Consider the following 14,786-nt stretch of genomic DNA (forward strand, 5'->3'; position numbering starts at 1 on the left):
TGTGTTTTTAAATTCTGACTGAAGGGAGTATTGTTTACAGGACACACTCCCTTCTTTATTTTACCAATAAACCAACGCTCCGTAGACTCTCCTGAAGAGCATCATACTCTTCCCTTTCGAATGTGGCAAATGGCGGGCGACATGACCCACATTCGATTCCCATCAGATTCATAATGGCTTTTCCGCCTCTCACTCCTCCTCCATATTGAATAATGATTTTCACCATTTCAACCGACTGCATCTGAAAGGCACGCGCCGTTTCCACATCACTGATTTCCATGGCTTTCATGATATTTGAGTAGATATCTGGGATATAGTTATAGGTACTTCCCACACCGGCCACTGCACCGAGGGCCAATCCGCAAATCAGTGTCTCATCAAAACCGTGCAACACCTCAAACATCCCCTGATCAAGCTGAATACAGTCGCCCATTTCCATCAGGTTGTTGTGCGTGAATTTTACGCCAGCCAGATTAGGAATCGTTTTTTTTCCTTCGTGAAGGAATTGTGAAACCGAAAGGTTCACCCCGGTCATGGATGGCATATTGTAGTAATAGAATGGCAATTGTGGAGCAGAAGCAGCAATAGGAACAAAGAAATCTATCAGATCCTTCACTTTTTCCGGCTTGAAAAAAGAAGGGGCTATACACCCGATTCCATCAGCACCTAGCACAGCAGCATGACGTGCAAGCTCCATTGCCTCGCGCTGGTTATCGCTGCCCACATGGGCAATAATTTGAAAGTCACCTTCACCCCGTTTTATCCATTCCTCCAAGATCAGTTTTCTTTCGGCTGTGGTGAGGGAAGTAAACTCCCCGGTAGTCCCGCAAACAAATACACCCGATATTCCCGAATCCTTGATATGTTGCGCGTATTTTCTAATCACGGAATAATTAATATCACCATGTGTATCCAGAGGGGTGAAAACTGCGGCGATCAACCCTTTTAGTTTTTTGTAATTGTTCATAAATATTTAATTGGTTAGTATATTTTCTGTGTCCGGCAAATAATTACAAAGACGGGAAAAGTCTTGTAAATGCTTTTAATAAAACGCTTTATTATACCAGTCAAATCAGCCGTTTTGCAGAGCAACGTGATATTGATTCCTTTGACTGATAAAAATTCTGTAAACTTCAAAATGCTCTTCGAGGGCTCTTCTATACCCGTCTTCGTCTCCTTCTTTCAAATACCGCAGCAGATCCATATGGGTTACAATGCGCTCTTCTTCTTTCAACCGGATATTAATGGGAGCCAGAAACTCCTGAAACTTGTCTTTCACGAATGTCATCACCGGGTGAATGATATTCTGAAACTCAGAAATGGTTTTATTGCCGGTTATTTTATAAAGTGTCGTATGAAAGGCAAACTCACTAAAAGGAGCATATTCATTATTTTCATACATGATCCCCACATTCACAATCTCTTCAAGACTTGCAATGTCGTCAGGTGTAATTTTCCGGAATATCTCGCTGCATATGCCTATTTCCAGAACAATTCTAAATCCGAGTATATCAAAGAGGGTGTCCTCACTTAAAATTCTCGGATCTACCGCACGTTTCATTCCGCCAAATATAGAAGGTTCTGAAAGCAGCATGCCCCGTCGTGTGCGTGTCTCAACTATTCCCATCATCTTCAACCTGCTTAACGCCTCACGGACCACACTCCTCGATACGCCCAGCGAGGCAGTTAATTCCATTTCATTGGGAATGGCATCTCCCTTTCGCAGATCCTTCTCCTTGAAATAGTTCAAAAGCTTGTCTTCGACCTGATCCACCAGCGTGGTTGAATTGTTTTGTATCCTAAGTCTTTCCATTGTATGATTATTTTCAAATATGTTGTCTTCATTTAAAAATGAGAGATGTTTTCAGATAAAATGCACGACAGGTATTATTAATCTGATTTGTCTGACAAATAAAGCAACTTAAATTATAATTTCAATAAATATATTCGGTTTTAACGTTATATTTACATATTTTTAACTAATATTTGCCTTATTGATTATTTGAATTCAAAACTCGGACTGCATAATTCCATGATTTTATAAATCACAAAAGGATTACTTATACACACGATGGGCAAAATTGCCATCGCATTCATTTATCCAATTTTTCAAATACTGATTCGCATAAATCACAAATTCTATTTACATTCATATGTTCTTTACATAAAAGAGTAGCATTATTTGTCATTTTAATTGAAACCATATGAAACGAGCATGAATCACGAAGTAATCGACTTTGTCAAAATCATTATCACACAAGATCATGACTAAAGCGAGTTCCATATGACACCATTGAAAATAAATATTTTAGTCATATGAAATCTTTATTTTATCTATTCCGTCAACACTATTCCTTTCACATTCATTGACAGCCCATGAGACAAAATAGCCGGGGCAGGCTCCGATGAAACCTGCCATGACAGAGTACCGGCAACCTCAATATCAGGTTGTAGCTCCCGGCAGGTCATCTGAAAGTAAAGGAACATGGTGCAGGCCCTATCCGGCTGCAGGACCATGGTGACCCGAGTGTTCCGATCAGTTTCCGTAATATATGGATCAGGGAATTATGATGCAGTTCTGATCGAATTCATTGGCAGAATGGGATTCAAAAATGTACAAAAGGCCGTATAGGCCGGATGCAAACTCAATTTGAACTTTCGTGGGTATTTAGGAGAATTAAATGTAAATTTGTGACTTTAATGTTAAAACACAAAGGACAGACAATGGACAATTCCGGCACATTTAAAAAGCTCCTTCCAGATCTGACAGTGATCCTGGGATTTATTCTTATCTCTTTCATCTACTTTGCCCCGGCAGTGATGGAAGGACGGGCTATCGCGCAGCACGATTCGCTGGCAGCCATCGGGCAAGGACAGGAACAGCGTGGATATATGGAGCGTCATCACGGTGAACGCAGCCGCTGGAATATCTCCATGTTCAGCGGTATGCCCTCTTACCAGATGAGCCCGACCTACGACTCCTCCAAGCCGCAGGATCTGGCGAAAAAAGTCTATTCCCTGTTTTTGCCAAACTATGTCTATCTGGTATTCATCATGCTACTGGGCTTCTATATCCTGATGCGCTCAATGAAGGCCTCCCCGCTTCTGAGTGCGCTGGGAGCAGTTATATGGGCATTTTCGTCCTACTTTTTCATCCTGATCGCAGCAGGGCACATCTGGAAATTCATTACCCTGGCCTATATCCCGCCTACGATAGCGGGATTGATCTATATCTACCGGAAAAAATTTCTGGCGGGAGGATTGCTCTTCATGATCTTCGTGGCATTCCAGATTTCGGCCAACCACCTTCAAATGACCTATTACTTCCTGTTTGTCATGTTTTTTATCGTGATCGCTTTCTTGGCGGAAGCAATCCGGAACAGGCAGCTTCCTGATTTTTTAAAATCATCGGCGGTGGTGCTTGTGGCCGGACTCATCGGGGTGGCCGCAAATGCCAGCAACCTCTACCACACCTATGAATATTCGAAAGAGACCATGCGCGGCAAGTCGGAGTTGACGCATCATGAAGCAGAAAATAAAACCGGCGACGGTCTGGAACGCGACTATATCACTGCCTGGAGTTACGGCATAGGGGAAACATGGACGTTGCTGGTGCCCAACACAAAGGGGGGTGCTTCCGTTCCGATCTCCGAAAATGAGCGGGCGATGCGCAAAGCGCGACCCGAGTACAACCAGCTCTACCAGCAGATTGGCCAGTATTGGGGAGAGCAACCGGGCACCTCAGGGCCTGTATATGTGGGAGCATTTGTTTTGACCCTGTTTATTCTCGGGCTTTTCATTGTAAAAGGTCCGATAAAATGGGCATTACTTGCGGGTACCATTTTTTCGATCCTGCTTTCGTGGGGAAAAAATTTCATGCCACTGACCGATTTTTTTATCGACTACGTGCCCATGTACAACAAATTCAGGGCTGTATCCTCCATCCTTGTAGTGGCGGAATTCTGTATCCCCCTGCTTGCAGTACTGACCCTGAAAGAGATTGTCAGCAAACCGGATCAGTTCCAAAACAACAGGAAACCACTCTATATAAGTCTTGGAGTCACAGCCGGCATTGCGCTGCTATTCGCCATCGCTCCCAAACTGTTCTTTTCTTCGTTTATTTCTTCTTCTGAGATGACAGCGTTACAATCCCTGCCGCCAGAACATATTCAGGCAGTCATGGGCAACCTGACAGAAATGCGGGTGTCACTATTTACGGCCGATGCATGGCGTAGTTTCTTCATCATTGCCATTGGCACTGCGCTGGTATGGTTCTTTGTGAAGAAAAAGATAAAGGCAGAATGGATGATTGCCGGCATTTTGTTATTGAGCCTTGCAGATATGTGGGATGTAAACAAACGGTATCTGAACGATGCCGACTTTGTACCGGAGAACAATCCACAGCAACTATTCACAAAGTCGCCATCCGATGAAGTAATCCTGCAGGATACCACCAAGTACTACCGGGTACTGAACATGGCCACCAGCACCTTCAATGATGGCATCACACCTTATTGGCACAAGGTCATCGGTGGGTATCATGCCGCAAAACTGCGTCGCTACCAGGATCTGATAGACCGGCATATTGCCGGTGAAATGATGGCGTTGCAACAGAATATCATCGACACACAGGGCAGACTGGACTCGGTGGATGCCGGCAGGTTCAAAGTGATTAACATGCTAAACACCAGATGGATAATCATGCCTGCACAGGATGGAAGTACCATCCCTGTTAAAAATCCGTATGCCATGGGCAATGCCTGGTTTGTAGATAACCTGACATTTGTGGGGAGTGCGGATGAAGAGATTGATGCGCTGGGAACCATTGATCTGTGGAGAGAGGCTGTGGCCGACAAGAAATATGCCCCGGTTTTTGAAAAATTTCAAACAGGGTTTAAGCCATCTCCTGCAGATTCAGCGTCGACAATTACCTTGACCGACTATGACTCCGATTTTGTCACTTACGCCATAGATGCAAAAAAAGCAGAACTGGCTATTTTCTCCGAAGTCTATTATCCCAAAGGATGGCAGATCAGCATCGACGGCCAACCAGCTGAGATGATCCGCGCAAATTATACACTGCGTGCCCTTCCTGTACCTGCAGGAAAACATACGATTGAATTCAGGTTCGATCCACAGAGCATCAAAGTGACCGATGGAATAGCATACGCAGCATTGCTTATCATGCTGCTCACCGCGCTTACCATCATTTTAAAAGCGTTAAGAACAAATAAAAACCAAAAATAACTATGCATTCAAAAATTGTGACGCTTATCCTGGCAATATCCCTTTTATCAGGATCAGTCTCTGCTCAGCAAAATGTTCACGTTGAGCCCTCTCCATGGGCGTTTTCATGGGGTGCGGGAATGGGTACCATGATTCCTGCAGGTAGCCTGGGTAATAATTTTAAGACAGGGTTTGCAGTCGATACAGAGCTCAATATCTATTACAACAAAATGTTTTTCATGATTAACGGTGGATTCTCTTCCAACACACTTCTCCGGAATATCCCCGTCGAGATGGTCAACGACGAGTCTACCTGGCCGAAAGGTTCCAATGCCCTGCACGCCTTTATCGGCGGCAACATCGGAATAAACATCCTCGAAGCGGACAATATCAGTTTTTATCCTTTTACAGGCATCGGGTACGGTTTTATTGAGCCAAACTTGAAGACGGCCAATTCCGATCCGGTTCTTTCCGCACTAAAAATAAACTCTCTGGTATGGAATGCCGGATTTGGGGTGGACTACAATTTCCCGGACAAAGATTATGATCCGGCCGGGATAAACAGAATCCTGAAAGTGGGTTTACGCTATCAGTTTCAAAAGCCCGATTATGAAGGTGACGTGGCAGGGTTTGGTGGCTCCACGCACTGGTTCACGCTCCGTTTTGTGATAGGGTCCTCCATGCCGGGAAGAGTAATTTAATTGTCAGACCCTTACAGTATTCACCTGTTGCAGAGACTTTTAAAGGCACACCATTCACAGTTTTTCGAGTTAGGTGTTTGGATAAATGGAACTGCAGGATCAAAAATCTCTTTCAATAAACTACGGAACATTTCGCTGAACTCTTCCATATAGACCGAAATATCATCGATGGGATGCTTACCGAAAAAGATAGATGGATTAAAATCTTTGAAAACCGAGCGCAAATAATAAACTGCCGGCGTAATGCGCACACCGGGATTTTCTAGAAGATAGAATAATCCATACACAAAGACCTGCAGAATCTGATAGGGACGGTTATTTTTTGACGAATCGAACAGGTCGGCTATTTCCCGAAAGGAAGTGGGACCGGCACCTGTTTTGTAATCCACAATCCGCACCAATTCCCCTACCCTGTCAATGCGGTCGATGCTTCCTTTAAAATTTACGTTCAGTCGTTCATCGGCACGGTATATTGTGCGGAACCTGTACTCCGAGCCAATGTACCGGAAGGGAGTAAACTGTTTGTCCACCTTCAGAGTTTGCTTCACATAGCTTCGTAAAATTTCCCCGATGAGGTAATGCTGCCCTTGCAGGGGACGTGGATTGTCCTCATCCATAAAATAATAACGCGCAAATGCCTTTTCTAACATATCTGTCAGATAAGTCTCGTCCCTTGCAATACTTTCCAGCGCATCGGGTGTTACAACCTTATCTTTGTAACGGTTATAGATGATTTCCATCAACCTGTGAAAAATGGATCCGAACACATCGGCTTCCACCGACTCCTGCACCTCATTCTCCTCGGAAAGTCCTTCCACCGCCGTGAAATAGAATTTCAGCGGACAATCAATGTAATTGTTGATCAGCGAAGCAGAGAGAAATTTTTCGTTTCCGGCACGAAAGTCGTCCAGCTTGCACATTACTTCCGGTGTTTTTGTCACCGTGACCGGTAAATTTTCGGGAGCGGTCACATCATAAGCCACCACTCGCTCTGATATTTCGAACAGAGGGTTGTACAGGTATTTCAACTGATAAAAATAACGGCTTACTTCCCCGGTCTGCATCTCCTCGGTGCGGGTATCGTACAACATATACACCTTTTTGGCGCGGCTGATCATCCTGTAAAAATGATAGGCATAGGTGCCGTCCCGATACTCATGGGTGGGCAATCCGAATCCTTTTCTCAGCGTATAGGGAATAAACGAGCTGGAAGAATTTCCCAGTGGGAACACCCCTTCATTCATGGATAGGATGATCAGGTTCTCGAAATCGATTGTACGTGTTTCCAGTACACCCATAACCTGCAGGCCCATCAGCGGTTCACCGCTGAAAGATACACTGATACTGCGGCTCAGTTTTTTCAGGAGACTGAACCATGTTTCCACCGTCATGTTCCCTGCCCCTTTTAGTCGGTCCTGTAATTGGGTAACCGTCTTATAATACTGAACTATAAACTCCTGCTCAATATCGGCCGAATGGATGTTATCTCCCGGCTTGGTTTCATCATGTTTCCCGGACATATTCTTTTCTCCGATGGTGTTTTCCGTATTCTTTTCGGAGGTAAGAAACTGATAGATATAGATAAAAATGCGGTGCAGGTAATCGCCGGCTTCCTCCCAGCCGGTTACCGGAGTGAAGATCAGTGACAGCAGGGGGTGGCGGGGAATCTCCGACAGCGGTACCACAATGCGATTATGGGTGAGTATATGTTCTTTGAGGGATTCCACTTCTGCACTTGCAGCTCCGTTCACCAGGGGGTGATTGAGCAACGCTTTCACGTAACGGTGATAAAAGGCGGTTTCGCCGTTCCAGCTACGCAAATTATGTTGCAAAAGTGCCACATGCTCCACCAGGCTGGCTATAGAAGAGAGAGATAATCCGTACCCCATGGTCACGTTGATCTTTCCTATTTCCGGCGGGATGGAATAAAGAACGGGTAACAGCAAACTTTCGTCGGGCAGCACTATGGCAGAGTTGATGGCTTCGCCGGGATCGGGAATCGCCTTCGACCCGATGAGCCGGGAAAGAATGTGGGTCACGTGCTTTGCCTGTCCTACGCCGGAAGGGACGCCGATAACTTCAATCGTCGTTTTGTCCGTTTTCTCATCCGACTCCGGCAGTGTGAATAACGACGGATATCGGGTAAGATTTTCCTGTACGCAAAACGATGCCCGGTTTTGTGGATCGCGCACCAGTGGAGAATCATAGTCCCAGTAAAAATCAGCCTTATGCTGATTTTTCAGATGATCCATTAACATCTTTTCCGCTGGAGTAAGTGCATTCAGTCCCACAAATATAAAGTGTCCGGCAGGCCACTCCTTTTCATTTCCGGTCTTCGTTCTTTCAGCCACTTCCCGGTATATCATCCCTTCATAGGCTCGGCTCTTCTCCATCAATTCACTCCGGAAGGAAACATATAGCGCATACAAAATCTTCCAGGTTTCATGAAACCTTTGTTTGGCCTCACTACCCTCAGTCGGCATAAAGTTCGTCCAAAAGCGGCGAATGGCTTCCACCTGATCCGTAGAAAGATGCGTCATGTCATCATCCAGCGACCTGAAGTCATGGACATTGCGGAAGAGCTGCTTTGCATCTGCCAGATACTTATCCACCTCATCGAAATCGTTAAGCAGCATATCACCCCAGTAGAGGAAATCGTCGAACGACTCTTTCGATCCGCTGATCTTCCCGAAATGACGGTACAGCATCACCAGCATCTCTACCCGGTCGGCAGGTTGATAGGAGGAGAGCGACACAAAAAGCTCCTGGATGGTGAGCATGGCAGGGGAAAAAACAGGTTTACCGGCAATCTCCGCCAGGTACTTCTGCAGAAAAATCCCTGCACGCCTGTTGGGAAGCACAAACGTGTACCGGTAAAGCTCGTCACCGTACTGTGTATGAAACCGTTTTGCTACTTTATAGAGGAATGGCACCATTGTTTGATAGAAATAGAATAGTGTCGCTTAAATAAGCTACGGCTGCAAATATAACTTTTAATTACTTTATAAATGGTGTAAAAAAACAAATTCCTTAGATGAGTTTCGACAGTACTTATTGAAACATTATTCAAAATAAATCACTTTCATTTGTTTTTATTCGCAATTTTTGAGAAATTTGGCGAATAATTGAAGATGTCTACCGTTGAATTCTCACATATCGCCTCCACATACATCGAAAATATGGATGGTCTCTATGCATACGCCCTCCATATGGGCTTCGATGACCAAACTTCGATGGATGCTATCCATGATGTGTTCTATAAGCTTTGCATCCGTCACTCCTCATTGGATGAAATAGAAAACCTGAAATCTTACCTTTTCCGGGCGTTACGTAACCGGCTCGTGGACCTTAAGCGATCCAACAGAGAAATACCCAGCCTCTTTACAGCAAATGAAAAGAACGAAGAGATCCTATCCTTTAATCTGCACGTGACGGTCGAGGATGAATTAATTCTGAAAGAGGATTCCGATGAAATTCGACGAAAGGTTGAAACTGTTCTCAACCGCTTAACTCATCGCCAACGTGAAATTATCTATCTGCGTTATATTCAGGAATGCAGCTACGACGAAATCTCTGACATCATGAATATTTCTATCGCCGCTTCCCGAAATCTCGTAAACAGATCGTTCGTAAAACTTAAAGAAGCCATGTTAACAATCTCCTTATTTATCTTCATTATAAAATAAGGATCTTGCCCTATCATGATTACATTTAATTATAAGCACTTTACACTATCAATTCATGTGATATTAGGCACGAAAAAGCCCTTCCGTAAAATAATTTTAATTTAATGCAATTTTCTTTTATGATGAATATTGATGATATTTATCATACATCCTCGTCTTCTAATAAGGCAAGGGTAAATGTAATGAAATCTTAATTAATTCTTAACGATTCTGTAATATTTTAATTATTCCTTTGCACTTTCTTTATTAATCAAAAGAGTTGATTCATATTCACCTATGCGGAATGAAATTGACAATAACGATTTTGTCCGGTTCCTGAAAGAGGAAACATTCATTGAGTGGAAATTATTTCCAACCGATGAACTTGATATGTACTGGAATGATTATATCAAAAATCATCCGGAGGATCGAAAGAATATCCTATTGGCTGAACAACATTTCCAGTCAGTAAATATTTCGTCACACGCCATACCAAACGCTATGAGACAGGAAGCCATCAAACGGCTTAAACAGTCACTTCTTGCATACAAAAGAAAACGTAGAATCCGCCTTTTTTCATATACAGCCGCAGCGTGTGTAAGCCTATTAGTTATCTCGGTTCTCTACATCCAGAAAGTGGCGAATCAATCCGAAAGAGTTTTGACCAACTCGGGTAATTACATTGTCGGGAATGAACTAGAATCAGAAGATATCTTATTTGTAACAGGTGATAGAACCACCACTTTCCAAGGAAATGTCGATATGGAGATGAAGGGTAATCAAACGATTCAAATTAAAAGTGAACACGCTGAAGACACGGAGATCTCAATAGGACAGCATGCCACAAACAAGTTGATTGTTCCTTATGGGAAACGGTCTGAAATTCTGTTGTCTGATGGGACACACGTTTGGTTAAATTCCGGTTCGTCCCTTGAATTTCCCTCGACATTCTCCGAAATGAAACGGGAAGTGATCCTCTCGGGGGAAATGTATATCGAAGTCGCACCCGTTAAAAATCAATCTTTTATCGTTCATACGCCAGGTTATGATGTAAAAGTGTATGGAACAAAATTCAATATATCCACTTATTCCGGATCACCATCTAACGTAGTGCTAGTGGAAGGAATAGTAAGTTTGAAAGCTGCTGAAAAACAGGAATTATTCATGTCTCCGAAAGAGCAGGCTATTTATTCCGAAATTTCTGGCAGTTTCAATAAGCGGGAAGTGGATGTCCAATCTTTTATAAGCTGGAAGGAAGGGTATCTTACTTTCTCGGACTCACCTGTAAGTGAAGCACTTAAACAAATAGAAAGATACTATAACCTTTCATTCAATTTGGATGATGGTGTTTCTTTACAGGGCTTAACCTGCACCGGAAAAATAATCCTTTCGGACAATCTGGACAATGTGATGACTGCGCTTTCATTAATATCTGCAACAGAATATAAAAGAAAAGACAAACTGATATATATTTATAAAAAGGGAACCATTTAAAAATTATATGTATGAAAAGAAAGAATAAGGAACCTCAAAAGGAATAAATACTTGAAGTAAAATGCCGAACGATAGTGCGAATATCGTTCGGCCAATTGATTCCCAATTACTATGTTCATTAATAATTAAAATCATAACAAAGGTATGAATAAATACTCTATCGGGGAGAAAGAAACAATTAATAAATTTAAACACATCATGAAAATAACCTTACTCCTGTTATTTTTAAGTGTCTTTTTCTCGCAAGCTGCAGATAGCTATTCACAGGAAACATCATTCACGCTACATCTTAAATCATCTTCAATAAAAGAAATTTGTGTAGAGTTGGAAAAGAAGAGTAATTTTCGGTTTATTTTTGCAGGAAATGCTAAAAAGATTATCAACAAGAAAGTTACTTTATTAGCAAATTCTAAAAATATTGAAGAGATTCTGGATATTATATTGTCTGACACGGACCTGTCCTATAGGCTGCTGGAAGATCAGGTTGTCATTTATCAGAACAATACTGACATTGATTCAAGGAAGGATGAAAACATACTTTCCATGCAGAATTCTCAACAATCAAACCGTATTAATATTACAGGCAAGGTAACTGATGCATATAACGATGAGCCAATTCCGGGAGTCAATGTCGTGATTGCGGGTACAACTCTTGGAACGACAACCGACATTGACGGTATTTACGATTTGATGGTCAATGAGGGAGACACTCTTATCTTTTCATTTATCGGTTATTTAACACAGAAAGTTGAAGTTGGTAAAGCGAAGATTATCAACGTAAGACTTTCTGAGCACACTGAGATGTTGGAAGAAGCCGTGATTGTAGCGTTCGGCAAACAGAGCAAAGAGAGCGTTGTCTCTTCAATCACAACGGTCAACACCAAAGATTTAAAAGTACCATCCAGTAATTTAACGACCGCTCTATCGGGAAAAATGGCCGGCCTGATCGCCTATCAAACAACGGGAGCACCTGGTGATGAAGATGCCCAGTTTTTTGTGCGAAGTGTTACCTCTTTTGGTAGTGGTCTGACATCGCCACTGATTTTGATTGATAATATTGAGATGACCTCAAGAGATCTCTCCAGGCTAAATCCTGACGATATTGCCAGTTTCTCCATTTTGAAAGACGCCTCCGCCACAGCTCTCTATGGGGCAAGGGGTGCGAACGGCGTTGTGCTGGTTACAACCAAAGAGGGAAAGAAAGGAGCAGTAGATGTACAGATCCGTGTGGAGACTTCCGTCTCCACGCCAACAACGAAAGTCGACATTGCCGACCCTGTCACATTCATGGAATATTCCAATATCGCAAGCATGACACGTCACGGGGAACTGACCTATCCCCAGAGTAAAATAGATCAGACAAAAAATCCGAACAGGAACCCATATGTCTATCCGGCAGTCGACTGGAAGGATATTCTGACCAGGGATCATTCTGTAAACCAGAGAGCAAACATCAATCTTACCGGTGGTGGAGAAGCGGCCACCTATTATATTGCAGGTTCTTTTTCCCAGGACAATGGTATCCTGCAGGTCGATAAGGTGAATCCATTCAATTCCAACATCAATTTGAAGTCATACGTTGTCCGCTCGAACGTCAATCTCAACCTATCGAAGTCCCTGGAAGCCAAGGTCAGGGTCAACGCAAATTTTGAAGATTACACCGGCCCAATCGGTGAGTTTGGAAGTGGTGGCGCCAACACCTACGGGAAAACATTGATTGCCAACCCCGTTTTATTTCCTCACGTATATGCTCCGGACAGGGAGACACAATATGTAGATCGTATGCTGTTTGGTAATTATTCTGACGACGATTACGGAATGGGTTCCGACCAATACATCAATCCTTATGCCGACATCATGAAAGGATATGAGGATGTACGAAACAACACTCTCCTGGCACAACTGGAGTTGCATCAGAATCTGAACATGCTCACGGAAGGCTTAAGAGCCCGCTTCATAGGAAGCGTGACACGTTATTCAGGTTTCAACATCCAACGCAGTTACAGACCATTCTTCTACCAGTATATCAAGGGTACACATGACCCGGGAAATACTACTTTCCCGTATGAACTGGCTGTCTTGAATCCGGAAGGTGGTTCCGATTTTATCGATTACAGTGCAGGTGACAAGTTTGTAAGATCCAGTTATTACGGAGAGGGCGCGGTGTTGTATAACCGGAACTTTGCAAGCAAACACGACGTGGGGGGACTGTTGGTGGGTTCTCTCAAGGAGAGCATGGATGGAAGTCCCAGCAATCTTGATTCATCATTACCCTCAAGAAATATTTCGTTTGCCGGACGTTTTACGTATGGATTTGATCAGACCTATTTTGCAGAATTTAACTTTGGACTAAACGGTTCCGAGCGCTTTGACCCGGCACATCGTTGGGGATTTTTCCCTTCCATTGGTGCGGGGTGGCAGGTATCAAACGAACCATTCTGGTCGGCTATCAAGAAGGTTGTTCCCAGCATGAAAATCCGGGCAACCTATGGATTGGTGGGTAACGACGTCATTGTTTCAGACAGGGACAGATTCTTTTTTACCTCAAACATTGACCTGAACGGGCCCTCGGCAGGCAGGTTCGGCAACAATCCCTATGAGACATTCAGTCGTCCTACAATCAATATTCTGAGATATGCAAATCCCAATATCACATGGGAGGTATCATACAAAACCAACCTGGCTATCGAGCTGGGATTGCTGGATGATGACTTGACACTGATAGGTGAGCTGTACCACGAAAAACGCACCAACATTGTTCAGCTCAGACCTGACATCCCTTCAACAATGGGACTGGCTGCAGGCATCCGCACAAACTACGGCGAAGCAGTAGGAAAAGGTGTTGATTTGACTCTGGACTATAATAAATCATTCAGTAACTCAATGTGGTACATTATCAGGGGTAACTTCACCTATGGGACAGCAAGGATTACCAAGTATGACGAACTGGATTACGCTGAAATTGCCCCATGGCTTTCGGTTGTGGGACAAAAGGTGGGGCAACAGCGTGGTTATGTGGCTGAACGTCTGTTTATCGATGATGAAGAGGTAAACAACTCTCCCTTACAACAGGTTAACAGCGGAATAGGCGATTATCAGGCGGGAGATATCAAGTATCGCGACATCAATGGTGACGGGGTGATTAACTCATTTGACATGGTTCCCATGGGATACTCGGCCAATCCTGAAATCCAATATGGACTTGGGGGGTCATATGGTTACAGGAATTTCGATATTTCGCTTTTTTTTCAAGGTTCTTCGCGATACTCATTTTTCCTGGATGCGGAAAAAATGGCTCCTTTTGTTGAAGTCACCTCTGGTGGCAAGAAAGGGAACAGAGCAATGTTAAACTTTATTGCCGAAAGTGTCTGGACGGAGACCGACAGGGATATCTACGCCAAGTGGCCACGTTTATCGCCGGATGTTGGTTCAGCCTCAAAGGGAAACAACAACAACTTTGTGAGAAGTAATTACTGGTTGCGGTCGATCGGTTACCTGCGGTTAAAATCATTAGAGTTTGGATACACCATCCCTGAATTTAAGGGTATAAAAGCGAGGGTATATGCAAGTGGAACAAATTTGATGACATTCTCAAATTTCAAATTATGGGATCCGGAAATGAGTGGAAACGGACTGGCGTATCCTCTGCAGCGTGTTTTCAATGTGGGTCTTCAACTTAATTTCTAACCTGCTTATTAAT

At 43.5% G+C, this 14,786-nt stretch carries 8 protein-coding genes and 1 pseudogene; 6 read left to right on the forward strand and 3 right to left on the reverse strand.

Annotated elements, in window-relative coordinates; translation table 11 throughout:
* Positions 1-55 precede the first annotated feature (55 nt).
* Together AC1HCU_RS09860 and AC1HCU_RS09865 are read right to left on the reverse strand one after the other, a co-directional pair.
* Entirely contained in the window at positions 56-967 is a 912-nt protein-coding gene (locus AC1HCU_RS09860; RefSeq protein ID WP_480365562.1) for a dihydrodipicolinate synthase family protein, read from the reverse strand.
* Between the two features lie 105 nt (positions 968-1,072).
* Positions 1,073-1,813 carry a FadR/GntR family transcriptional regulator gene (locus AC1HCU_RS09865; RefSeq protein ID WP_480365564.1) on the reverse strand — a complete coding sequence of 247 codons (741 nt, stop codon included), beginning with the start codon at positions 1,811-1,813 and terminating at the stop codon, positions 1,073-1,075.
* Positions 1,814-2,463: 650 nt separating this feature from the next.
* Between AC1HCU_RS09865 and AC1HCU_RS09870 the strand changes: the two are divergent.
* The 3 genes and pseudogenes from AC1HCU_RS09870 to AC1HCU_RS09880 all read left to right on the forward strand — a co-directional run.
* Positions 2,464-2,571: pseudogene (locus AC1HCU_RS09870) on the forward strand (DUF1080 domain-containing protein); the annotation flags it as partial.
* A gap of 129 nt (positions 2,572-2,700) precedes the next feature.
* Positions 2,701-5,247: a YfhO family protein gene (locus AC1HCU_RS09875; RefSeq protein WP_480365567.1), complete on the forward strand. Its 2,547-nt coding sequence runs from the start codon at positions 2,701-2,703 to the stop codon at positions 5,245-5,247.
* 2 nt (positions 5,248-5,249) lie between these two features.
* Positions 5,250-5,927 (forward strand): hypothetical protein, encoded by a 678-nt coding sequence (locus AC1HCU_RS09880; RefSeq protein WP_480365570.1) that lies wholly within the window; start codon positions 5,250-5,252, stop codon positions 5,925-5,927.
* A gap of 20 nt (positions 5,928-5,947) precedes the next feature.
* On the opposite strand, the gene AC1HCU_RS09885 is transcribed toward AC1HCU_RS09880, so the two are convergent.
* The gene (locus tag AC1HCU_RS09885; protein WP_480365573.1) at positions 5,948-8,863 is read right to left on the reverse strand and encodes a PD-(D/E)XK nuclease family protein; all 2,916 of its coding nucleotides are present in this window, start codon (positions 8,861-8,863) and stop codon (positions 5,948-5,950) included.
* A 195-nt stretch (positions 8,864-9,058) separates the two neighbouring features.
* On the opposite strand from AC1HCU_RS09885, the gene AC1HCU_RS09890 reads away from it, so the two are divergent.
* The 3 genes from AC1HCU_RS09890 (at position 9,059) to AC1HCU_RS09900 (ending at position 14,773) form a co-directional block, all read left to right on the forward strand.
* A complete protein-coding gene (locus tag AC1HCU_RS09890) occupies positions 9,059-9,613 on the forward strand; it encodes an RNA polymerase sigma factor (RefSeq protein ID WP_480365575.1) in 555 nt (184 codons plus the stop codon).
* Positions 9,614-9,982: 369 nt separating this feature from the next.
* Positions 9,983-11,086 (forward strand): FecR family protein, encoded by a 1,104-nt coding sequence (locus tag AC1HCU_RS09895; RefSeq protein WP_480365577.1) that lies wholly within the window; start codon positions 9,983-9,985, stop codon positions 11,084-11,086.
* Positions 11,087-11,284: 198 nt separating this feature from the next.
* The gene (locus AC1HCU_RS09900) at positions 11,285-14,773 is read left to right on the forward strand and encodes a SusC/RagA family TonB-linked outer membrane protein (RefSeq protein WP_480365579.1); all 3,489 of its coding nucleotides are present in this window, start codon (positions 11,285-11,287) and stop codon (positions 14,771-14,773) included.
* Positions 14,774-14,786: the final 13 nt, after the last annotated feature.

It is taken from the genome of Proteiniphilum sp. LBM24028, from assembly GCF_056629195.1.

What these genes read in the sequence shown, in the direction of transcription:
- AC1HCU_RS09885 (WP_480365573.1), bottom strand. Translation starts at nt 8,863, where the DNA reads ATGGTGCCATTCCTCTATAAAGTAGCAAAACGGTTTCATACACAGTAC.
- AC1HCU_RS09895 (WP_480365577.1), top strand. Translation starts at nt 9,983, where the DNA reads ATGTACTGGAATGATTATATCAAAAATCATCCGGAGGATCGAAAGAAT.
- AC1HCU_RS09890 (WP_480365575.1), top strand. Translation starts at nt 9,059, where the DNA reads ATGTCTACCGTTGAATTCTCACATATCGCCTCCACATACATCGAAAAT.
- AC1HCU_RS09900 (WP_480365579.1), top strand. Translation starts at nt 11,285, where the DNA reads ATGAAAATAACCTTACTCCTGTTATTTTTAAGTGTCTTTTTCTCGCAA.
- AC1HCU_RS09875 (WP_480365567.1), top strand. Translation starts at nt 2,701, where the DNA reads ATGTTAAAACACAAAGGACAGACAATGGACAATTCCGGCACATTTAAA.
- AC1HCU_RS09860 (WP_480365562.1), bottom strand. Translation starts at nt 967, where the DNA reads ATGAACAATTACAAAAAACTAAAAGGGTTGATCGCCGCAGTTTTCACC.
- AC1HCU_RS09865 (WP_480365564.1), bottom strand. Translation starts at nt 1,813, where the DNA reads ATGGAAAGACTTAGGATACAAAACAATTCAACCACGCTGGTGGATCAG.
- AC1HCU_RS09880 (WP_480365570.1), top strand. Translation starts at nt 5,250, where the DNA reads ATGCATTCAAAAATTGTGACGCTTATCCTGGCAATATCCCTTTTATCA.